Origin of the sequence: Anaerocolumna sp. AGMB13020 (genome assembly GCF_033100115.1) — a bacterium.
GTDB lineage: Bacteria > Bacillota > Clostridia > Lachnospirales > Lachnospiraceae > Anaerocolumna.
In genome coordinates, this window is record NZ_CP136910.1 from 5,474,058 (window position 1) to 5,496,265 (window position 22,208).

Annotated in this window: 18 protein-coding genes; 14 read left to right on the forward strand and 4 right to left on the reverse strand. The window is 38.2% G+C overall.

Annotated features, from left to right (window positions below; translation table 11 throughout):
* Positions 1-54 precede the first annotated feature (54 nt).
* From R2R35_RS23080 to R2R35_RS23090, 3 genes are all read left to right on the forward strand, one after another.
* On the forward strand, positions 55-771 hold the full coding sequence (locus tag R2R35_RS23080) for a DsbA family oxidoreductase (protein ID WP_317732201.1): 717 nt from the start codon (positions 55-57) through the stop codon (positions 769-771).
* Between the two features lie 363 nt (positions 772-1,134).
* Positions 1,135-1,620 (forward strand): flavodoxin family protein, encoded by a 486-nt coding sequence (locus R2R35_RS23085; protein ID WP_317732202.1) that lies wholly within the window; start codon positions 1,135-1,137, stop codon positions 1,618-1,620.
* 121 nt (positions 1,621-1,741) lie between these two features.
* The gene (locus R2R35_RS23090; RefSeq protein WP_317732203.1) at positions 1,742-2,458 is read left to right on the forward strand and encodes a DsbA family oxidoreductase; all 717 of its coding nucleotides are present in this window, start codon (positions 1,742-1,744) and stop codon (positions 2,456-2,458) included.
* A 205-nt stretch (positions 2,459-2,663) separates the two neighbouring features.
* Here R2R35_RS23090 and R2R35_RS23095 read toward each other — a convergent pair whose 3' ends face one another.
* A complete protein-coding gene (locus tag R2R35_RS23095; RefSeq protein ID WP_317732204.1) occupies positions 2,664-3,305 on the reverse strand; it encodes a peroxiredoxin in 642 nt (213 codons plus the stop codon).
* A gap of 956 nt (positions 3,306-4,261) precedes the next feature.
* Between R2R35_RS23095 and R2R35_RS23100 the strand changes: the two genes are divergently transcribed.
* Together R2R35_RS23100 and R2R35_RS23105 are read left to right on the forward strand one after the other, a co-directional pair.
* A complete protein-coding gene (locus R2R35_RS23100) occupies positions 4,262-6,319 on the forward strand; it encodes a beta-galactosidase (RefSeq protein ID WP_317732205.1) in 2,058 nt (685 codons plus the stop codon).
* A gap of 94 nt (positions 6,320-6,413) precedes the next feature.
* The gene (locus R2R35_RS23105; RefSeq protein WP_317732206.1) at positions 6,414-6,899 is read left to right on the forward strand and encodes a J domain-containing protein; all 486 of its coding nucleotides are present in this window, start codon (positions 6,414-6,416) and stop codon (positions 6,897-6,899) included.
* A gap of 55 nt (positions 6,900-6,954) precedes the next feature.
* Here the strand turns inward: R2R35_RS23105 and R2R35_RS23110 are convergent, their stop codons facing one another.
* Both R2R35_RS23110 and R2R35_RS23115 read right to left on the reverse strand, forming a co-directional pair.
* Positions 6,955-7,947: an Ig-like domain-containing protein gene (locus R2R35_RS23110; RefSeq protein WP_317732207.1), complete on the reverse strand. Its 993-nt coding sequence runs from the start codon at positions 7,945-7,947 to the stop codon at positions 6,955-6,957.
* A 348-nt stretch (positions 7,948-8,295) separates the two neighbouring features.
* On the reverse strand, positions 8,296-8,919 hold the full coding sequence (locus tag R2R35_RS23115) for a superoxide dismutase (protein WP_317732208.1): 624 nt from the start codon (positions 8,917-8,919) through the stop codon (positions 8,296-8,298).
* Positions 8,920-9,308: 389 nt separating this feature from the next.
* On the opposite strand from R2R35_RS23115, the gene R2R35_RS23120 reads away from it, so the two are divergent.
* Together R2R35_RS23120 and R2R35_RS23125 are read left to right on the forward strand one after the other, a co-directional pair.
* On the forward strand, positions 9,309-11,027 hold the full coding sequence (locus tag R2R35_RS23120) for a methyl-accepting chemotaxis protein (RefSeq protein WP_317732209.1): 1,719 nt from the start codon (positions 9,309-9,311) through the stop codon (positions 11,025-11,027).
* Between the two features lie 151 nt (positions 11,028-11,178).
* A complete protein-coding gene (locus tag R2R35_RS23125; protein ID WP_317732210.1) occupies positions 11,179-11,451 on the forward strand; it encodes a late competence development ComFB family protein in 273 nt (90 codons plus the stop codon).
* Positions 11,452-11,592: 141 nt separating this feature from the next.
* Here the strand turns inward: R2R35_RS23125 and rpsT are convergent, their stop codons facing one another.
* Positions 11,593-11,856, reverse strand: a complete 264-nt coding sequence (rpsT, locus tag R2R35_RS23130) for a 30S ribosomal protein S20 (protein WP_317732211.1) — start codon at positions 11,854-11,856, stop codon at positions 11,593-11,595.
* Positions 11,857-12,047: 191 nt separating this feature from the next.
* Here rpsT and gpr point away from each other — a divergent pair, with 191 nt between their 5' ends.
* The 7 genes from gpr (at position 12,048) to dnaK (ending at position 22,171) form a co-directional block, all read left to right on the forward strand.
* Positions 12,048-12,956, forward strand: a complete 909-nt coding sequence (gpr, locus tag R2R35_RS23135) for a GPR endopeptidase (protein ID WP_317732212.1) — start codon at positions 12,048-12,050, stop codon at positions 12,954-12,956.
* 212 nt (positions 12,957-13,168) lie between these two features.
* Positions 13,169-14,551 carry a stage II sporulation protein P gene (locus tag R2R35_RS23140; RefSeq protein WP_317732213.1) on the forward strand — a complete coding sequence of 461 codons (1,383 nt, stop codon included), beginning with the start codon at positions 13,169-13,171 and terminating at the stop codon, positions 14,549-14,551.
* Positions 14,552-15,058: 507 nt separating this feature from the next.
* Positions 15,059-16,867, forward strand: a complete 1,809-nt coding sequence (lepA, locus tag R2R35_RS23145) for a translation elongation factor 4 (RefSeq protein ID WP_033166623.1) — start codon at positions 15,059-15,061, stop codon at positions 16,865-16,867.
* 227 nt (positions 16,868-17,094) lie between these two features.
* Positions 17,095-18,279, forward strand: a complete 1,185-nt coding sequence (gene hemW, locus R2R35_RS23150) for a radical SAM family heme chaperone HemW (protein WP_317732214.1) — start codon at positions 17,095-17,097, stop codon at positions 18,277-18,279.
* A 197-nt stretch (positions 18,280-18,476) separates the two neighbouring features.
* Entirely contained in the window at positions 18,477-19,508 is a 1,032-nt protein-coding gene (gene hrcA, locus R2R35_RS23155; RefSeq protein WP_317732215.1) for a heat-inducible transcriptional repressor HrcA, read from the forward strand.
* 63 nt (positions 19,509-19,571) lie between these two features.
* Positions 19,572-20,219, forward strand: a complete 648-nt coding sequence (gene grpE, locus R2R35_RS23160) for a nucleotide exchange factor GrpE (protein WP_317734849.1) — start codon at positions 19,572-19,574, stop codon at positions 20,217-20,219.
* Positions 20,220-20,314: 95 nt separating this feature from the next.
* Positions 20,315-22,171 (forward strand): molecular chaperone DnaK, encoded by a 1,857-nt coding sequence (dnaK, locus tag R2R35_RS23165; RefSeq protein WP_033166620.1) that lies wholly within the window; start codon positions 20,315-20,317, stop codon positions 22,169-22,171.
* Positions 22,172-22,208 lie beyond the last annotated feature (37 nt).

The window sequence follows — 22,208 nt, forward strand, 5'->3', positions numbered from 1 at the left end:
TGACATAGTAGCACACACTTAAGTTGTAACAGATTAAAGAAGGAGTATATAACTATGAAAATAGAAATATGGTTTGATTTTGTTTGCCCGTTTTGTTATATTGGCAAACGTTACTTTGAAATAGCGTTAGATCAGTTTGAACACAAAGAAGATGTAGAAGTCGTATTTCATGGTTTTCAATTAGATCCATATGCGAAAAAAAATACGGGGATGAACATCCATCAAGTATCATCTTCCAAGCATGGTATTTCATATGAAAAAGCAAAAGCAAGGAACGATCAATTTAAACAGAAAGCAAAAACGGTTGGTCTAGATTATCAATTTGATACAATGATTCCTACGAATTCATATGATGCGCTTCGCCTTTCGTATTATGCAAAAGAGAAGGGGAAGATGCAGGAGTTTATCGCGCTTATTATGAAAGCTCACTTTACGGATTCACTAGATATCGGTGACCATGCAACCCTTGCCAGGCTTGCAAGTGATATAGGTCTTGATGCCGGCGAAGCTTTAGATGTTTTAGAAAATAATAAATATAGCGAGAATCTTGCAGCTGATAGAGCAGAGGGATTAAAAATCGGCATTCAGGGTGTCCCATTCTTCATTGTGAATAACAAATATACCATTTCAGGAGCCCAGCCCAGTGAAGTTTTTTTAGAGCTATTACAACAGGCATGGAAAGAAGATTATCACAGTACTAAGGCTAAAGAGCATAAATCCGAACCGTTATCCGATGAATATTGTTCCGATGGAACATGTAAATTATCTTAATGTTTGGCATCAGTTCGCAGAAAACTTGATGAAGCAGGTATGAACCAAAGGTATCTATGTGGGGCATGTATCAATTGGAATCTGGATGCACCTGAACTATGGGGAACAGGATAAAAATGCAAATATATGGTGTGATATGTATACAAAAAAAGATCGCGTCGAAGAATATGTTACAGAAGATAAAATCGATCAATTAAAATAGAAATTTATTATCTCATATATTCATCCGACGTCGATTGCAAAATGAATCCGTTTATGATATGAGAAAAGGCATCATAAAACGTTGCCCCAGTTTCGTGATGTTTTTCGGTGATTAAGGAAGTCTATAATAGCTCATAGAATTTTTATTAAGGAGATTTTTAGATGAGTAAAACACTTATTGTTTTCTATTCAAGGACAGGTAATGTCAAACTACTTGCGCAAAAGGCAGCACAGCTCTTAAGCGCAGATGTAGAAGAATTAAAAGACCACTCAAAATGGTCTGGGATAGTGGGGGGTGCTAGACGTTTTCAACGTGCGCTCACCAAAGGAGATACAACTCTTTCCGCTACCAAGTATGACCCAAAAAGATATAATAAAATTCTTGTATTCACACCTAATTGGGGGCCTGCCCTTGCGCCAGCGGTCAGAACTTACTTGAAACAAAATAAAGATGCAATATCAGAGCTTAGCTTGGTTGTGCTTGGCGCGTTTTCAGATGCCAGCGGGGCGAAAGAAGAAGTGGCGGCTATGGGCTTTAAGCTAAACAATGTTTTAGGACTTCTTGATAAAGGGCAGACAGGGAAAGAAACAGGAGAGCTTCAAGGAGAAAATCTTACAAAACTACAAGAGTTTATTAAAAATATTTGAACGAAGTTTAGAAGAAGGATTTTATTTATAAAAGTATTTGTAACAGGTGCACAAGGTTTTACAACCGACTCTAAAAGAATAAACAGTTGGTGGTAAGAGCTAAGAAAGGAGTTTTATGAATATGAAAATAGAAATTTGGTCTGACATTGCGTGTCCGTTTTGTTATATCGGTAAACGCCGCCTGGAAATAGCATTGGAGCAGTTTGAGCATAAGGAAGATGTCAAAATCGTATTCCGTAGTTTTCAGTTAGACCCTTATGCGAAAAAGAATACCGGCATGGATATTCATCAGGTTTTATCTACCAAGCATGGTATGCCATATGAAAAAGCAAAGCAACTGAATAATCAGCTTGCACAGCAAGCGAAAGAAATTGGACTGGATTATCATTTTGATACATTAATCCCCACCAATTCCTACGATGCGCTCCGCCTTTCATATTATGCAGAAGAAAAAGGCAAAATGAAAGAAATGATGGAACGCCTTATGAAGGCATACCTGGTAGATTCGCTGGATATTGGCGATCATGCCACGCTTGCTGGACTGGCAGGTGAAATAGGACTTAACGAGAAAGAGGCTTTAGACGCTTTAGTAGGAGATTGGTATAGCGAAAATATCGCAAGAGATAGGGCAGATGGATCAAAAATAGGTATTCAGGGTGTTCCCTTTTTCATTGTAAATGACAAATATACCATTACTGGAGCACAATCTAGCGAAACTTTTTTAGAAATACTGCAAAAGGTATGGAAAGAAGATTATGACAATGCTAAGACCAAAGAGAATAAAACTGGATCATCCTCCGATGAGTATTGCTCTGATGGAACATGCAAATTAGATTAATGCAGCGTATCATATTTTGTCTGGGCATTTCATAGAGGAAAAATCCAAGGCATCGGAATGTGAAATTTCGGTGCCTTTGTTTTTACATACAGAGTTAAGCTGAAAGTTATCACTCAGCTGTGATGAAAAACTAACGGGAGTGCACCCAACTAAAAAGAAACAAAATAAAACAGCTACCAACAGTAAGGGTAGCTGTTTTTGCGTTTCACTGGTTTATATCTTTATAACACCAGAACCAGTCAATACAATTCAAATCTGATTTTTGAGGATTATTTATTCGCTCCACTAATTCATCATAGCTGCGAGGCGGAGGGACCATTACAGGTTTATCAGGCTCCCAGTTAGCAGGGGTTACTACCTTACAGCTGTCTGTTGTTTGCAGTGCAGTGAGGAGTCTCAAGATTTCATATATATTTCTCCCATTTGTCAGAGGGTAAATAAGAATAGCACGAATCGTCTGATCGGGGTCAATAAAGTATACATTACGGACAGTTTCTTGTTTGCTGGCATCCGGTGCAATCATTCCATAGAGAGCTGCTACTTCAGCCATTCGGTCTGCGATTATTGGAAAAGGAATCTGAACACCGGTTAACAAATAGATCTGATTAACCCAGGCAAGATGTGAGGGATTACTGTCGATACTTAATCCAATTAGTTTAGTGTTCAACTCTTCAAATTGGTTATTCATTTGAGCGAATGCTAAAAATTCAGTCGTACAAACTGGTGTAAAGTCGCCGGGGTGGGAGAAAAGTACAACCCAATGTCCAGTGTAATCAGAGAGCTTTAGTGTACCATGTGTTGATGTTGCAGTGAAATCGGGAGCTTTCATGCCTATGCTTATATTCATAATCTACCTGATCAATAGTTTCCTTGATCTATTATATGCTATAACAAATGATATATTAACATGATTCTTTCTTGAACGAGCTATTACTTAATCGAACGAGATTTTTGAAGAGCATTTTATTCCGTGTATTATACAAGTTACGGTGTATTTGAAATATATTAAATATTTCATTGATTTAGTCATATACTGATAAAAAATGGTTCGGGATTAACCTATGAATATATATGCTGTTCAAGAAGGAGACAGTATCTTAGCCGATAGCTGAAAAAATATGGTGTTATTCCCCTGCTGATGCTTACAACACTGACCAGGCAAGGGGAGCCTGACATTGAAGCCGCCTATGAAGTGGTTAAATGAGGAATATCAAAAAAGCAATATCAAAAAAGCAATATCAAAAAAGCAATATAGAGCAATACCTTCATATTGTGAAAAGTAAAGGTTATGGAGAAGTTAACATTGTCTTTAATAACCTGAATGAAAGCAATCAATCGTTGTATACTAACTTTATACGTAGAATATCTGTCTCAGTTTGATATTGTAAAACGGCTAAAAAAGAAGAAACTTGCTTGAGCTTGCCATGGAGGTGAATTTATGATTATTACATTTAAAAAATATTATCAGTTACGAGGATGGAATATTGTGTTTAAAAAAAATTAATAAATCTCACTTATTAAGTTTGCTATTCAGATAGGGAGATTACTAAATTTAACAATTGAAAATAGTGCTGTTAGAAATACTACAGCGCTATTCTCCTGGACTCATAAATATTATATTAAGCAAGCGTGTTTATAAATCTTATATTAAGTGGTAGTTGAATATTGTTATATAATGGGCTAGAATTATAGTTATATAACTAAACGCAATTCAATGGAATTTTTTTAAGTATTTTTGGAAACGCATAAATCCAAGCTAAGAAATATCTAAAAAAATAAATAACACAACATCAGGAGAAGATTATGAATAGCAAACAGAATTTTTATTGGGATAAATTAGAGCTGGGAGTGTGCTATTATCCGGAACACTGGGATAGCAGGCTTTGGCAGGAAGACCTGAGTCGTATGCTTGAGGTTGGTATACATACCATTCGGATTGGTGAATTTGCCTGGAGTAAATTTGAACCGACGGAAGACTGTTTTACCTTTGATTTCTTTGACAGTTTTTTTAAGGTCGCAGAACAGACCGGAATGAAAGTAATCTTAGGGACTCCAACGGCAACACCGCCTGCCTGGCTCACCAATAAGTATCCGGAGGTTCTGAATCGAACCAGGGATGGAGTAGTAATACAACACGGTCAAAGAAGACATTATAATTATAATTCCCCAAAATACCGGGAGCTCTGTACCAGGATAGTTGAAAAGCTGGCAGCTCATTATGGGAAACATCCATCTATTGTTGGGTGGCAGATTGATAATGAGCTTAATTGTGAAGTGGATGAGTTCTACTCGGACAGTGACACAATTGCTTTTCGCCTGTTTCTAAAGGCGAAATATGGAAGCCTCACAGAACTGAACGATGCCTGGGGAACGGTATTCTGGAATCAGACTTATACAAAATGGGATGAGATCTATGTACCCAGACACACCGCAAGTGATTCTACTAATCCTCATGAAGTTTTGGATTATATCCGTTTTATTTCAGAAAGTGCGATTGATTTCTGCAAAATGCAAAGTGATATATTAAGAAAGTATATAAAACCTGGAGTCTTCATTACCACGAATGGTATGTTCGGAAACCTGGATAACCATCGTCTTGAGAAAGAATGCCTGGACGTCTATACTTATGATTCCTACCCGAATTTTGCTTACTGTTTAGAGGAAGATCCTAAAAATGATAGAAAATTAAATGATCGCAAATGGAGTAATAATCTAACGGAAGTACGCTCAGTCTGCCCTCATTTTGGTATTATGGAGCAGCAGTCAGGAGCAAATGGCTGGAATACCAGAATGGAAGCTCCGGCTCCAAAACCAGGGCAATTGACCCTTTGGACTCTTCAAAGTATAGCGCATGGAGCTGATTACGTAAGTTATTTCAGATGGAGAACCTGTACTATGGGGACAGAGATTTACTGGCATGGTATTCTGGATTATGATAATTGCGACAATAGAAAGCTGGCAGAGATAAAACAAGTTAGTGACTGGGTCGGAAAGCTTGCAGACGTGACAGGAGCAGCCTATGAAGCAAAAATCGGTGTTATTAAAGATTACAGCAATACTTTTGATGCACGTCTTGATCACTGGCATCAACGGCTTGACAGAAGCAGTAATATAGAAATCTTTATTGCATCCCAGTTAAATCATACCCCGATGGATTATATTTATCTTCAGGAGGACAGTGAGTCGGAGGACTTGCTGAAATATCCAGTATTATTTTATCCCCATCCCCTCATCTTGTCAGATAAGAAGATGGCATTATTGCAAACATATGTGGAGCAGGGAGGTACTTTGATATTTGGCTGCCGTACAGGACAAAAAGATGAAACCGGTAAATGCCCCATGACCAGAATGCCTGGTCTTGCCGCGGAGCTGGTTGGTGCGCAGGTAGAAGATTTTACTTTTGTTGGTCCAAATGATGAGGACATGTACATAGATTTTCTTGGTACCAGAATAGAAGCACCTGTATTTAATGATATTTTGACCCTCACGGATGAAAATACCAAACTGCTTGGAACATATTCCGGTAATTACTACGACGGAAAAGCTGCTTTTGTAGAACGTCCCTTTGGTAAAGGACGAACTTTATATTTTGGAGCTACTTTTAGCAGAGATAATGTAAAAGCTATTTTATCCTATACCAAAACACTTGCACCCTACAAAGATATTCTGGAGCTTTCGGAAGATTGTGAATTATGTGTTCGGAAAAAAGATGGACGCACATTTTATTTCGTATTGAACTATGCTCATAAAGAGACTGAAATTATGCTGAAAAAACCTATGAGAGAGCTTAAATCTGGTGTTGCAGCAGCTGGAAAGACTCTGCTGCAGGCATATGAAGTTAAAGTATTCGAAGAGAGATAGTACCCGTAACAGTATGTATTTACTGGAATGAAAAGTGGAAATAAACAGTACGAAGAAATAATCAAGCAATTGACTTAGAAAGAAGGAAGAAGATTTGCCGGATAGTTATTATAGCGAAGGGGATATTAAAAGGAAAATAAGAAATCTTAAAAAAATGGAAATGAAATTAAGATTCCAGCAATTTGAGTCCAATGGAGTTTACAAAGGTTGGGAAACCTGTAAATGTACCCCTAAAAAGCTGGTCTGGGATGAGTTTTTCTGCCTCCAGGACAACTGTAAAAGTGTTAGATATAATATGATAGACTTAATTAACTTAGATAGAGACGGACTTAAAAATGTAATCGGTCAGTTCTATTATGCAGTTTTCTATAAAAAATTCCAGGAGACGGGAATGTTGGATAATAGTCTCTATGATCCGGATATACTGATGAAGATGGGACTTCCAATTGATGCGGATGCCGGAACTATCAAGAAAAGATTTCGTGAGCTTGCAAAAGAATATCATCCCGATGCAGGGGGAACCGAAGAAAAGTTCGTTGAGCTGTTGGAGCAGATGAATTCCCTTCGTTTAAGAGATTAATTACAGATATATATCTGTTTGCTGTAATTCTTTCATCTTAAGGATTATACAACTGTTATTCAGCTACATAGACCGTGCAGCGCATTTTAATGCCGTCTTCTGCGGCATATATGTAAGCACGGCCTTTTTGTATTCCAGTAACATTTCCTTTTGCGTCAACGGTAGCAATATTGGGGTTACTGGTGGTCCAGACCGGTAGATTGCCGGAGGTTACTTTGGCATTTATTTTATTACAGTTACCTTTTTTTATTGTGATTTCATAAGCATCCAGAGTTATTTCCGGCTGCTTTACAGTTACAGTACAGCTTTTGCTGATTCCGCTAACAGTAGCAGTAACGACTGCAACACCATGTTTAAGAGCAGTTATATTACCGTTTTCATCTACGGTTACGACGCTTTTCTTATTTGATTTCCAGGTTGGTGTAAGCTTAGAGGATATATCTGCCGTAAGGCAGAAGGTCTGGTTCCGATACAACGATAGACTGGTTCGGTTAAGAGTAACTTTAGGTGATTTTACTGTAAGAGAGAAGGAAGAACTGGTTTTGTCAACAGTGGCTGTGATGACGGCCTTTCCTGGTTTTATACCGGTTACGGTACCATTTTCATCAATAACAGCCACACTTTTGGGAGTACACTTCCAGGTTACAGTGTTACCGGTAGAGGTTTTTGCAGATAATGCAAGGGATTCACTTGCCTCAATAGTGTTCTTTGATGCAAGGATATCAATAGTTGTTTTACGGACTATAATCTTGCAAGATGCTTCTGCTTTGTTGATTTTAGCTGTTATCTTAGCAGTGCCGGCACTTTTGGCAGTTATTTCACCATAGGTATTGACAGAAGCTATTTTTGAATCACTGCTTTTAAAGGTTGGCATACTTCCATCATGAGTAATGGCAAAGATTTGAAATTCATTCCCCACGTTAAGGGTCATTTCATATTGAGTTAATAAAACAAATGGGACTGAGCTGAAGGCATTTGCCTGAAGCGGCATAACTGGCAGAAAAAATAAAGAAATACACAATAGAACTGATAGTATGATTTTTTTCATTGGCTTAACATTCCCTTTCCATATCCGGATGGAAGGAATTACAGCAAACTAATAGTAGTTTAGCATTAATTACATCATTTGTAAATGAAAATCGCTTATGTTAATACTATATTTTTATCGACTATTATTTTCAAGGAAGATTTTTTGATATCTGGAACAAGTGAATTTTAGAAGGAGACCCTATGAACACAAAGGATAAAATAGCACAAAATGAGAATTATGCCATGGGATTATGAAGCAAAAATCCGTTAAATGATTTTTTTCAATCATTTAACGGATTAGATAAGAATGCTTTAAGCTTTTACAAGCTTTTGTTGGTTAAAGTAGTTAAATAACGCCTTTGTTATCTTATGCGGTTACTTCTTTGTAATTCGCAGCAACTTTATTCCAGTCAGTTACATCGAAGAAAGCTTTTACATAGTCTACACGCAAATTTTTATATTTCAGATAATATGCATGTTCCCAAACATCAATACCAAGAATGGGGGTCCATTCACCCTTCGTCTCCATTATAGGATTATCCTGATTAGGAGAAGAAGTGACCTTGAGATCACCTGCTTTGTTAGCGGAAAGCCAAGCCCAGCCGGAACCGAAACGGGTAGTGGCAGCAGCAGTAAGTTTTTCTTTTAATACATCAAAGCTGCCGAAGTCTTTTGTAATCTGTTCAGCCAGTTTGCCTTCTGGATGACCGCCGCCTTTCGGAGACATGGTATCGAAGTAGAGATTGTGATTATAGAAACCACCTCCGTTATTACGGATAGCATTTTTTTGTGCTTCATCTGTTAGGCTGTCTAAGGAAGTGAATATCTCTTCGATGGTCTTACCGGACAATTCTGGAGCTTTTTCTAAGGCCGCATTTAAATTATTGGTGTAAGTTGCATGATGTTTGCTATAATGCGTATGCATTGTCAATTCGTCGATATGAGGTTCAAGGTCTTTAAAGTCATAGGATAATTCAATTTGTTTAAACATAAAGGTTACACTCCTTTTTTTTATTTATATTGTTTTTGATCTTAGTTTGATAATGAATATTATTATTATTTATCATAGTTCTATTATGCCACATTATATGATTGAATGCAATACAATTTTATAAAATTAATGATTAATTATTATCATTCAAAGTTAGTTTTTACACTTTTGATGTTTTTTATAACTTTTTTGGACATTTTGCTACAAGAATAGGACAGAATACACTTAAATATGACATTATAGTTCTTGACATAGAAATTTTGATTTATTAATATTTTATTAATACTATTTAAAGTGATATAAATAAATTAACTACTGCGGCAGTTAATAAATAATGTGCATAGGAGGAGTATATATAGGATGCCGCTTTCTATATATACATTTTGCGAATGAGGCTGTTAAAGAATCTATCAATTCGTGTGAAATTGGTTGCAAGTTTTTCGATTTTTTTGTTTTTTATAATTTTATTAGGTTTTATGGCCTCCGGAAGCGTTCGTAAGATTGCTGAAAACGGGTCCCAGATGTACAGCTATAATTTAAAGAGCATTGATGTACTTCATCAAATCAAAGAAAATAACTTAGAAATCAAATCAAATCTGTTGAATGCCTTGTATGCGCAGAGTATGCAGACATCAAATGAGATACTTCCTGTTATTGAACAGTTAAAGGCTGATAATGATCAGTTAATGGAGTCTTATGAAAAGAATTTATTAAAGGAGGATAATAAAAAACTCTGGGATACTTATAAAGAGGAATTGGAGAACTACAGAGAATCCAGAAACCAAATTATCAAATACATCTCACAAGGCAATACAGCAATGGCAAAAGGACTTATGGAAGAGAATGAAGTGAGCCGTGTTACAATGCAGGATCAGCTTAATCAATTCGTAAAAAGCAATCAGGACATAGCAGAGAGCAAAAATGCTGAAAATAAAGCATATGTTGCTGTACTTACTATCATAACACTGGTGATTTCTGTTTTAGGTATTGTACTTGCCGCTTTGCTTGGATTTGTTCTTTCCACATACATAACGAAGTACCTTAAGCTGGGACTTACCTTTGCGCAGGCTTTGGAAAATGGGGACCTGACAACGGAGATTAGTTCTGTAAGCAATGATGAGCTGGGTAAATTAATCAACTCTTTAGGGAAAGCACAGGACAGAATGAGAAACACCATGTCCAATATTATGGACAGAACCATGGAGGTCGCAGCTTCCAGCCAGCAGTTATCAGCTGCAATAGAAGAAGTATCAGCTACTTTTACAATTATCAATAATAATACTGAAAACATTGTTAATGGCATTGTAGATGTTAATACAGCCACTGAGGAATTAACAGCTACCATTGATCAGGTTAATTCAGGGGTTACCCAGCTGGCAACCAGTTCGTCAGACGGTAATATGCAGTCAGTCACCATTAAGAACCGTGCAGTTAAGATTAAAGAAAACGGAATCAAATCCAAGGAACTTGCTGATAAACTATACGATCAGGCGGAAGCGAAGATTCAAAAATCCATTGTGAATGCCAAAGTTGTAGAAGAAATCTCTGTAATCGCAAGTTCAATTGCATCCATTGCCGAGCAGACGAATTTACTTTCACTGAATGCAGCCATCGAAGCTGCCAGAGCAGGTGAGCATGGCAGGGGATTTGCTGTTGTGGCAGATGAAATCAGAAGCCTTGCGGAACAATCCACCGGTTATGTTAAGGATATTGCAGAATTGGTTGAGAAAGTTATTAACTCTGTAAATGATCTGGCAGACAACTCCAGAGAAATCCTTGAATTTGTTGATAACAGAGTACGAGTGGATTATGATCTTCTAATTCAGACCGGTATAAACTATGAAAAAGATGCTATATATGTAAATGGCTTATCACAGGATACGGCATCAATGTCAGAAGAGCTCAATGCCTCTACGGAAGAAATAAGTAGTGTAGTGCAAAGCATCGCAGCAAATATGGAAGGCACTGCACAGAGCTCGGAGGAAATCCTTAGCAGTATGGATACGACCTCAAGATCCATTGATGACATGGCAAAAATGGCTCAGAGTCAGGCGAAAGTGGCCGACAGCCTTAATCAGGCAGTAGCTTTATTCAAACTTAATGCGTAATAATAAAGGATATTAAAATAAAGAGAGAAAAAGGGTAAAATTATAGTAAATAGGACCCTTTTTCTCTCTTTTTCTACATAACATGCTTGTATTATAATACAAGCATGTTATACTGAAGTCAGATTGAATAATAAAGTATAAAGGGGAATGTATGAGATATCATAATCTGATGGAAAAAATAGTAGTTGTAAAATTAGATGAAATATGGAATAAGTTCGAAGGGTGTAAGTGTGACAGATGCCGTGATGATATTATTGCATGTGCGCTGAATAATACAACTCCTAAATATGTTGTTTCTGAAGAAGGAGAGCTGTATGCAAAAGCAGAAAGCCTCAATGCAGATTACGAACTGGAATTGGTGAAGATAGTCTCTAAGGCCATAAAAGCAGTTAGCGCCAACCCCAGCCATTTATTGAAAGTATAAAACAACACAGGTATAAAAGTATGTATTTATTTGCAAACTATATAACCATACAAATAAACAAAAGAAATAGAGCCGTTACCAGAAGCAACGGCTCTATTTCTTTCTATTGTAAATCTGAATGGGTTAATTCAAATTTGGTTCTTAAGCAAGGGTATTAACAGCTTTGCTTAAACGGGAAACTTTTCTTGAAGCAGTATTCTTATGATAAACGCCTTTGGATGTAGCTTTATTAATTTCAGAAATAGCAACAAGTAAGCTTGTCTTAGCAAGGTCTTTGTCACCGGCAGCCACGGCAGCATCAACTTTCTTTATAGTAGTCTTAACTTTAGACTTGATAGCTTTGTTTCTTAACGCTTTTGTTTCATTAACTAAAATACGCTTTTTAGCAGATTTAATATTAGCCAAATCGTACACCTCCACAACTATGTTAAATTTTGAGTAATTTTTCAATCACTTGTTTTCATTAAATCCGGACACGGACGTTCTAATGTAAACATACTATTATATAGTATTATAAAGCATATGTTATGTCAATACATAATTCCAAAAAAAATGCAAAAAATAAGTTTAAAACATAGAAGGAGAAATCATATCCGATGGATAAATTAAGCCTGCCAAGAACCGACCTTGCACTGGAAGTCCGTGAAACTTTTCCCGAGGACGATGTAGAGATACAAGGTGTGATACTAAAAGAAGAGTACAATAAGAAAAGGGACATAAAAGTTACCACTGTAACTATTAAGGAAGAAAGAGGTGCCAAAGCAATGGGAAAACCCATTGGCAATTATATAACCATTGAAGCGGCTAATCTGGGAGATTCTGATGAAAGCTACCATGAACCCATCTCAAAAGAGATTGTAAAGTATGTCCGTCAGTTAGCCGGAAATGTAGCCGGAAAGGAAATATTGGTTGCAGGACTTGGGAATAGAGATGTAACACCTGACGCTTTAGGACCGCAAGTTGTTGAGAATTTATTCGTTACAAGACATTTAAAAGAGGAATATGGAAGTGAATTTCTTACAAAGAATAAAATGGGAAATATCAGTGCTATAGCACCTGGCGTAATGGCACAGACCGGTATGGAAACCAGTGAAATATTAAAGGGTATCATCAAAGAGACCATGCCAAAACTAATCGTTGTAATCGATGCTTTGGCGGCAAGAAGTGTAGATCGTGTAAATAAGACCATACAAATAACAGATACTGGAATCAGCCCCGGGTCCGGTGTTGGTAATAACAGAAAAGCCCTGAATAAGGAAAGTCTTGGTGTTGATGTTATTGCCATCGGTATTCCTACAGTAGTAGATGCCGCAACCATAGTCAGGGATACGATGGAACGGTTTATGCAAGGACAAGGCTTTAAAGAACAGGAAATCAATCAATTCACCAGTGAGCTTGGTAGCCAGAGCATGAAAACAATGTTCGTAACACCAAAAAATATAGATGAAGCTGTAAAGCAAATGAGTTATACCATATCTGAAGCTTTGAATGAGTGTTTCGTATAAGATTCTATTTAGAAGTGTTCTTTTGTTGGAGGATCGAGGTAAACCTGAAATCAGAACAACAGAGGAGCACTTCATTTATAAAAAGGTCGACAAACAGGGCATGTCTTAAAAATTTCTTAAATATGGATGGATAAGTTATCAGAATCTCTCTTACGGCATAAGATAAATAAGGTGTTATTATACAATGCTGTAAATGAAATGAGGAGTAAGGAATGAGAAGATATCGCTACAAGGCTGAACGAATGTTTTTTATGACTCTCTGGTCAATTATACTTATATTAAGTTTTACAGTACTTATAAAAGGAATAAATGTACTTGGTAACAACGGTCTGGCGAAATCAAGTATATCACTGAAAGAAAAAGTAATAACCGTTATAAGCAATTATGTTCTGGAGAATCATAATTCCATATTTCAATATGTCAGAGATACCAGTGAAAACAGTAACAGCAGTTATGCCTTAAGCGGAATGATACACAGTTTCCCAATCAATGAATATGTTGCAAACTCCAATGAGACAGAAAGTGAAAAAAGCAATCAATACATAAATAATAATCCTATGATCTATTCCGCCAAAGACAATACGCTTTTAAGATATGACGATTACTTAAAGCTCATTAAACAAGGAATACATACCACGCAACAGACCTCAGGGAGTGCAGTTGCTGAAATAACAGAAGAAGCGGAAGAGGCAGTGGCAGCAGACTCCAAAGGTATCAACAGCACCATGCTGCCCATAGATATAATAAACGGTGAGTTTTATCTGGAAGATGAAGGCACCAGTCACATAGATGATAGTCATAAACAGGCTATCAGCCTGGGTAATGGAGAACATTATACTTTGGAACAACTGGAAAATAAACATTTTTTATATAATAATTTTTACATAGTGGATGGTACCACATCGGTCAAGGACTCAATATTTGATGCAAAAGCAATGTTGGGAATGGATATGACATTAAAAACGAAAGAAGACAAGCCGCAAATACTGATATACCATACTCATTCCCAGGAAGCTTTTGCAGACAGCGAGAGCGGAAAAGTAACAGATACGGTAGTAGGCGTCGGCGAAGTACTGGCAGACATCTTAGAAACAGAATACGGTTACAATGTAATTCATGACAAAACGAAGTATGATATGATGGGAGGTTATCTGGACCGTAACCTTGCCTATAATTATGCAAAAGACGGTGTCACAAAGCTCTTAAAGAAAAATCCCACTGTGGAAGTAGTAATAGATCTCCATCGAGATGAAGGGAATAAAAGAGTGGTAGAACTAAACGGTGAAAAGGTAGCAAATATCATGCTCTTTAACGGACTCAGCCGCAACTCCAAAGGAGAAGACATCGCAAGTCTTTATAATCCCAATCTACAGGCAAATCTGGCCTTCAGCCTGCAGCTCCAGCTAAAGGGAAGAGAACTGTTTCCGGGGCTAATGTATAAGAATTATCTAAAAGGCTACCGCTTCAACCTGCATCTTAAGGAAAAGTCAATTCTGGCTGAAGTAGGTACAGCCAAAAATACTGTACAGGAAGAGAAGAACTCCATGAAATATCTGGCAGAAGTACTTTACCAGGTACTGCAAGGTGAAGAGTAAGTTAATAAAAGTGAAATTATGAAAATAAAAATACAATAGAGAGTCAAGTGTAGTGTTCTGTTTTGCTGTCGTACGGACAGAAAATGTATAATATCATTTGTAATCGGGTAACCTTAATGCCGATAAAACAGAGGAGCATGGCTTATAGGAAGGAATTTTCTATTGAAGGATACCTTACACTTAAATGGCAGCAGTTGTCCCTAGGAAAAATTATACCACTGTTTGAGCACACAGCCCTACACTCATAAGACGTTCCAGCGAGTTTGGTATAATTTATCCTGCAAGGGACAGCTGCTGCCATTTTTGTGGAATTTGGTACCCTGAACAAGAAAATGGCTTCCTATAAGCCATGCGCCTCGTCCGTTACCAAAGACCCAATATTCAAGTCCACTTACCCTCTCTGGTAATCTAATCTGCTTGTCACTGACCTTTTCATATGCTATAATACCCATATTGACCGAAATTAGGAAAAAGGATCAACTCATTTTTGCAGGAGGAACTTAATAAATGATTGAACAAAGCAATATTCGCAATTTCTGCATCATTGCTCATATAGATCACGGCAAATCAACCCTTGCGGATCGTATTATAGAAAAGACAGGCCTGCTGACCAGCAGGGAAATGCAGGCACAGGTACTTGATAACATGGAACTTGAGAGGGAAAGAGGAATAACCATAAAAGCTCAGGCCGTCAGAACCGTATACAAGGCAAAGAACGGCGAAGAGTATATCTTCAACCTTATCGATACGCCGGGACATGTGGATTTCAACTATGAGGTATCCAGAAGCCTTGCAGCCTGTGAAGGTGCGATTCTGGTAGTGGATGCAGCGCAGGGAATTGAAGCTCAGACCCTTGCCAATGTGTATTTGGCGCTGGACCACAACCTGGACATTATGCCGGTTATTAATAAAATAGACTTACCCAGTGCGGAGCCTGAAAGGGTGAAAGCTGAGATTGAGGATGTAATCGGCCTGGAAGCACAGGATGCGCCGCTGATTTCTGCAAAAATAGGACTTAACATTGAAGAAGTATTAGAACAGATCGTAACCAAAATAGCGCCTCCCAAAGGAGATGTAACAGCTCCTTTGCAAGCATTGATTTTTGATTCAAAATATGATTCCTATAAGGGTGTTATTATTTTCTGCCGTGTCATGGAAGGAAAGATAACCAGGGATACCACTATAAAAATGATGGCAACCGGTGCAACAGCTGAGGTTGTTGAACTTGGAACCTTTGGCGCCGGACAATTTATACCCTGTGAAGAACTGACAGCAGGTATGGTAGGCTATGTAACAGCCAGCCTTAAGAATGTACGTGATACCAGAGTAGGTGATACCGTAACCGATGCAACAAATCCCTGTAAGCAGGCACTGCCAGGTTATAAAAAGGTAAACTCCATGGTTTATTGCGGTATGTATCCCGCAGATGGTGCTAAGTATCCAGATTTAAGAGATGCGCTTGAGAAACTCCAATTAAATGATGCCGCCCTTCAATTTGAACCGGAGACCTCTGCAGCATTAGGATTTGGATTCCGATGCGGTTTCTTAGGTTTATTGCATCTTGAAATCATTCAGGAACGATTAGAGAGGGAATATAATCTGGATATCGTAACAACAGCTCCGGGCGTTGTGTATAAGGTTCATAAGACAGACGGTCAGATTCTTGAAATAACGAATCCCTCCAATTTACCTGACCCTTCGGAGATAGAGATGATGGAGGAACCTATGGTAAGCGCAGAAATCATGGTTACCACGGAGTTTGTCGGTGCGATAATGAACTTATGCCAGGAGAGAAGAGGTATATACCTTGGTATGGAGTACATGGAAACTACAAGAGCGTTGCTGAAATATGACCTTCCATTGAATGAAATTATCTATGATTTTTTTGATGCCTTAAAGTCCAGATCAAAAGGTTATGCCTCCTTTGATTACGAAATGAAGGGATATGTACAGTCTGAGCTTGTGAAGCTGGATATTCTGATAAACAAAGAAGAAGTGGATGCTCTTTCCTTTATCGTACATGGAGAGTCAGCTTATGAACGCGGCAGAAAAATGTGCGGTAAGCTGAAGGAAGAGATTCCAAGACAGCTCTTTGAAATTCCCATTCAGGCAGCTATCGGCAGCAAGGTAATTGCCAGAGAAACCGTTAAAGCAATGAGAAAAGATGTACTTGCCAAATGTTACGGCGGCGATATATCACGTAAAAGAAAGCTGTTAGAGAAGCAAAAGGAAGGCAAGAAACGTATGCGCCAGGTGGGTAATGTAGAGATACCGCAGAAAGCCTTTATGAGTGTATTGAAACTGGATGAAGATTAGTAAGATTGTTGTAATTAATAAAATATTTCATTAAGTGAATTCTTCTGTTATAGTGATATTATTTGGTTTTCTTTTTTGAATGGTTAGATATGAGTACGAGTTACTCTCAAAAAAGGATTATTAAGAACCAGCTTAGATCACATAATCAGAAGAATTTTTGACTAAATTGTTAAAATGAATATTTATTGAGCTCAATAAGCACACAAACCGCGGAGGCTTACAGTTAAGTGGAAAAGAAAAAAGAGTTAGGCTTATATATACACATACCTTTCTGCGAAAGAAAATGCTACTACTGTGATTTTCTCTCAGCAGCAGCTGACAGGGGAACGAAAGCTGCTTATGTCGATGCTTTGATAAAGGAGATTAACAGCTACCGATATCTAAAGGAGGATTACAGGATCAGCACAATTTTTATAGGAGGGGGAACACCTTCTACTTTAATGGATGGAGAGCTGGTCCGTATCATGGAAGCGGTAAAGGACGTTTTTCAAATAGAAGACCGTTTTCTTTCCGATGAGAAAACGGTTAATGGACTGCCAAAAGAGGATTTTATTGAAGCTACCATAGAGGTAAATCCGGGAACGGTGAGCAGAGAAAAGCTCCTTCGATTAAAGGCAGCAGGCTTAAACCGTATCAGCATGGGACTTCAATCGGCTGATAACAAGGACTTAAAACTTCTTGGAAGAATCCATACCTATGAAACCTTTTTAGATACCTATAAGGCTGCCCGAGAGGCAGGCTTTCAGAATATTAACATTGACCTTATGTCTGCACTCCCCTGGCAGTCCTTACAGGACTGGATGGAAGTATTAGAGAAGGTTATAAGCTTAAGACCAGAGCATATATCTGCTTATAGTCTTATAATAGAAGAAGGGACCCCTTTTTATGAAAAATATTCGGAAGTTTCCTTTGATGATGAGCTGGACAGGGCGATGTACTGGAGTACCGCAGAGCGGCTTAAGGCTGCAGGATATGGACATTATGAGATTTCTAATTATGCGTTTGAGAACAGGGAATGCAGACACAATATAGCCTATTGGATCAGAAAGAATTACCTGGGAGTGGGGTTGGGGGCTGCTTCGTTAATTGAAAATAAAAGATTTCATAAGGAAGAGGATCTTAAAAAGTATCTACAGCAGGCAGGAAGTACGGACAGCCTGTCAATAGATACTGAACTGCTTGACAGGAAACAGCAGATGGAAGAGTTTATGTTCCTTGGCTTAAGGCTGATGAGAGGAATCAGCACAAAGGAATTTCAGGAGCTATTTGGGTCAAACATTGAAAGTGTTTATCGCATACCCATTGAACAGTCTGTAAGAGAAGGACTTCTTTCGGAAGAAAACGGGCAGCTTTTTCTGACTGCTAAAGGCATTGATTTAAGTAACACAGTTATGGCAAGATTTTTACTTTAGGGAAGTATTTTTCTGATTGATAAAGAGAAAACTACCTTGGTGAACACCATACAGGTTGAAGTAAGAATTATGCATAAAATATTGGATTTTTTTGAAAATAGCACTTGACAAAGTAAAGCTTAAGTGCTATTTTATGTATAAAGATATTAGCACTCTATTGAAGTGAGTGCTAACAATCGAAGAGTAGGAGGGATTCGATGGAACTGGATGAAAGAAAATTGAAGATATTACAGGCTATTATCCGAAATTATCTGGAAACCGGTGAGCCGGTAGGGTCAAGAACCATATCGAAATACACCGACCTGAATCTCAGCTCTGCCACTATTAGAAATGAAATGGCAGATTTGGAGGAGTTGGGATATATCATTCAACCCCACACCTCGGCCGGCAGAATACCTTCGGATAAAGGATACCGCTTATATGTGGATACCTTATTAGAAGATAAAACCCATGAAGTGGAAGAAATGAAGGAATTGATTCTTGAGAAAGCGGGTAAACTTGACCAGTTGCTGAAACAAGTGGCGAGGCTTTTGGCGGACAATACCAACTATACTACTCTGGTGACGAAGCCGCAATACCGAAGCAAGAAGGTAAAATTTATTCAGCTGACGGAAGTAGATGCAACACATATCCTTGCTGTTATACTCGTGGAGGGTAATGTAGTTAAGAATAAAATCATTGAAGTAACCGAATGCCTGAATAAAGAAATCATATTAAAGCTTAATATTGTATTTAACACTTTCCTTCAGGGATTAGATCTTACAGAGATCAACATGTCCCTTATACAAAAGATGAAGGAACAGGCAGGGAACTACAATATGCTTGTCAGCCATATATTGGATGCCGTAGCAGAAGCAATCAGTGAAGAAGATGATGTGGAAATCTTCACAAGCGGTGCCACCAATATATTGAAATACCCGGAATTAAGTGATGTTGATAAAGTGATGGAGTTAATAGACACCCTGGAAGAGAAGGAACAGCTATCCGATATCATCATCAATAAACTGGAAGCACCGGAATCAGGAGGAATACAGGTCTATATAGGCAGTGAGACACCAGTAAAGTCCATGAAGGACTGTTCGGTTGTTACTGCTACCTATCAGATAGAAGAAGGTGTATATGGCAAGATTGGTATCATAGGACCCAAGCGTATGGATTATGAGAGAGTAGTAAATATATTGCATACCCTTATGGCGCAATTAGATGATATATTTAAGAAGAAGACTTAGCATAGTCTTAAAACCTAACAGAAGGAAAGGCGGTTTGTATAAGTGGAAGATAAAACAAATTCTATGGATGAAACCTTAAAAGACCAGGATATCAATCCTGATGTTTCAGAAGATACCTTAGAAAAAAAAGAACAGGAATCTGATGTGGCAGCAGAAGATACAGACACTGCAGAAACAGTTGAGGAGTCCGACGCAGAAGATACAGAAGAAGATGGAAAAGACGGACAGAAATCCGGAAAATCCTTCTTTCGAAAAGACAAAAAAGAGAAAAAAGATAAGAAAGATTTAAAGATTGATGAATTAAACGACAGGCTGATTCGTAATATGGCTGAGTTCGATAATTTCAGAAAACGTTCCGAGAAAGAAAAATCTCAGATGTTTGAAATTGGAGCAAGAGATATCATTGAGAAAATACTTCCTGTCATCGATAACTTTGAACGCGGTTTAGGTGCCATTTCGGAAGAAGAGAGAGAAAGTGCTTTTGCACAAGGTTTTGAGAAGATTTATAAGCAGATGTTCACAGCTCTTTCAGATGCAGGCTTAAAGCCCATAGAGGCAGTTGGTAAACCCTTTGACCCCAATTTCCATAATGCAGTGATGCATGCGGAAGATCCGGAACAGGGCGAGAACCTTGTTGCTGAAGAATTCCAAAAAGGTTATATTTACAGGGATGTTGTAATTCGTCACAGTATGGTTAAAGTAGTAAACTAATACAGAGGCAGCTAGTGAGCTTATATGGTTCACTTTCATAAATAGTAATATATCAAGAAAAATAAAACACTTATAATAGAAGGAGGAAATTTATCATGGGTAAAATAATTGGAATCGATTTAGGTACCACAAACTCATGTGTAGCAGTAATGGAAGGCGGAAAGCCCGTAGTTATTGCAAATACCGAAGGAGCAAGAACAACTCCCTCCGTAGTAGCTTTTACAAAGACAGGAGAAAGATTAGCAGGTGAAGCCGCTAAACGTCAGGCAGTAACAAATTCCGATAAGACAATCTCTTCCATTAAGAGACATATGGGAACTGATTATAAAGTTACAATCGACGATAAAAAATATACTCCTCAGGAAATTTCCGCAATGGTACTTCAGAAATTAAAAGCGGATGCTGAAAGCTACCTGGGTGAGAAAGTAACAGAAGCTGTTATTACGGTTCCTGCTTACTTTAACGATGCTCAAAGACAGGCAACGAAAGATGCGGGTAAGATTGCAGGACTTGATGTTAAGAGAATTATCAACGAGCCTACAGCTGCTGCTTTGGCATATGGCCTTGACAACGAACATGAGCAGAAAATCATGGTTTACGATTTAGGTGGTGGTACCTTCGACGTTTCCATCATTGAAATTGGAGATGGTGTTATTGAAGTATTAGCTACTTCCGGTGATAACCGTCTAGGTGGTGATGACTTTGACGATAAGATTACCAGATATATGATCGAAGAATTTAAAAAGACAGAAGGTGTTGACTTAAGTCTTGATAAAATGGCACTTCAGAGATTAAAAGAAGCAGCTGAGAAGGCTAAGAAAGAGTTATCTTCTGCGACTACAACAAACATAAATCTTCCTTTCATCACTGCAACAGCAGAAGGTCCCAAGCACTTCGATATGAACTTGACAAGAGCTAAATTTGATGAGCTTACACATGACCTGGTGGAGAGAACAACAGTACCTGTTCAGAACGCATTAAGAGACGCCGGACTTACAGCTTCTGACCTTAAGAAAGTACTATTAGTAGGTGGTTCTACACGTATACCTGCTGTACAGGATAAAGTTAGACAGTTAACTGGCCAGGAAGCTTCCAAGACCTTAAATCCCGATGAATGTGTTGCTATTGGTGCTTCCATTCAGGGTGGTAAATTAGCAGGTGATGCCGGTGCAGGAGATATCCTTCTTCTTGATGTTACTCCACTGTCCTTAAGCATTGAGACTATGGGTGGTGTGGCTACCAGATTAATTGAAAGAAATACAACTATTCCTACTAAGAAGAGTCAGGTATTCTCAACAGCCGCAGATAATCAGAGCGCAGTTGATATTAACGTTGTACAGGGTGAAAGACAGTTTGCCAAAGACAACAAGAGCCTTGGACAATTCCGTCTGGATGGAATTCCACCAGCAAGAAGAGGTGTTCCTCAGATCGAAGTTACCTTTGATATTGATGCCAATGGTATCTTAAATGTATCAGCTAAAGATTTAGGAACAGGAAGAGAACAGCATATCACAATTACCGGAGGTTCTAACCTTTCTGATGCAGATATCGACAAGGCAGTAAAAGAAGCTGCTGAATATGAAGCACAGGATAAGAAACGTAAAGAAGCAGTAGAAGTTAGAAATGATGCAGATTCTATGATATTCCAGACGGAAAAGGCTTTAACTGAAGTTGGTGATAAGATTAATCCTGATGATAAGACAAAGGTTGAGGCTGACTTAAATCACTTAAAAGATTTACTTCAGAAATCCAATCCGGAAGTTATGTCCGACGGCGAAGTAGAAGATATCAAAGCTGCGAAAGAGAAATTAATGGAAAGTGCTCAGGCTTTATTTGCTAAGCTTTATGAGCAGTCACAGGGCGGTCCTGCACCTGATATGTCAGGCGCACAGGGCGGTGCAGATGCTTCTTACGGAGATGATGTAGTAGACGGTGACTACAGAGAAGTTTAAATTTAATTGTTAGTTACAAAACGTCCTTAAAGTTTTT

Coding starts and splice junctions, on each gene's coding strand:
- R2R35_RS23125 (WP_317732210.1), top strand. CDS start 11,179: ATGAGATATCATAATCTGATGGAAAAAATAGTAGTTGTAAAATTAGAT.
- R2R35_RS23090 (WP_317732203.1), top strand. CDS start 1,742: ATGAAAATAGAAATTTGGTCTGACATTGCGTGTCCGTTTTGTTATATC.
- lepA (WP_033166623.1), top strand. CDS start 15,059: ATGATTGAACAAAGCAATATTCGCAATTTCTGCATCATTGCTCATATA.
- R2R35_RS23095 (WP_317732204.1), bottom strand. CDS start 3,305: ATGAATATAAGCATAGGCATGAAAGCTCCCGATTTCACTGCAACATCA.
- R2R35_RS23120 (WP_317732209.1), top strand. CDS start 9,309: ATGAGGCTGTTAAAGAATCTATCAATTCGTGTGAAATTGGTTGCAAGT.
- R2R35_RS23115 (WP_317732208.1), bottom strand. CDS start 8,919: ATGTTTAAACAAATTGAATTATCCTATGACTTTAAAGACCTTGAACCT.
- R2R35_RS23080 (WP_317732201.1), top strand. CDS start 55: ATGAAAATAGAAATATGGTTTGATTTTGTTTGCCCGTTTTGTTATATT.
- grpE (WP_317734849.1), top strand. CDS start 19,572: ATGGATGAAACCTTAAAAGACCAGGATATCAATCCTGATGTTTCAGAA.
- dnaK (WP_033166620.1), top strand. CDS start 20,315: ATGGGTAAAATAATTGGAATCGATTTAGGTACCACAAACTCATGTGTA.
- hrcA (WP_317732215.1), top strand. CDS start 18,477: ATGGAACTGGATGAAAGAAAATTGAAGATATTACAGGCTATTATCCGA.
- R2R35_RS23110 (WP_317732207.1), bottom strand. CDS start 7,947: ATGAAAAAAATCATACTATCAGTTCTATTGTGTATTTCTTTATTTTTT.
- R2R35_RS23085 (WP_317732202.1), top strand. CDS start 1,135: ATGAGTAAAACACTTATTGTTTTCTATTCAAGGACAGGTAATGTCAAA.
- R2R35_RS23140 (WP_317732213.1), top strand. CDS start 13,169: ATGAGAAGATATCGCTACAAGGCTGAACGAATGTTTTTTATGACTCTC.
- gpr (WP_317732212.1), top strand. CDS start 12,048: ATGGATAAATTAAGCCTGCCAAGAACCGACCTTGCACTGGAAGTCCGT.
- R2R35_RS23100 (WP_317732205.1), top strand. CDS start 4,262: ATGAATAGCAAACAGAATTTTTATTGGGATAAATTAGAGCTGGGAGTG.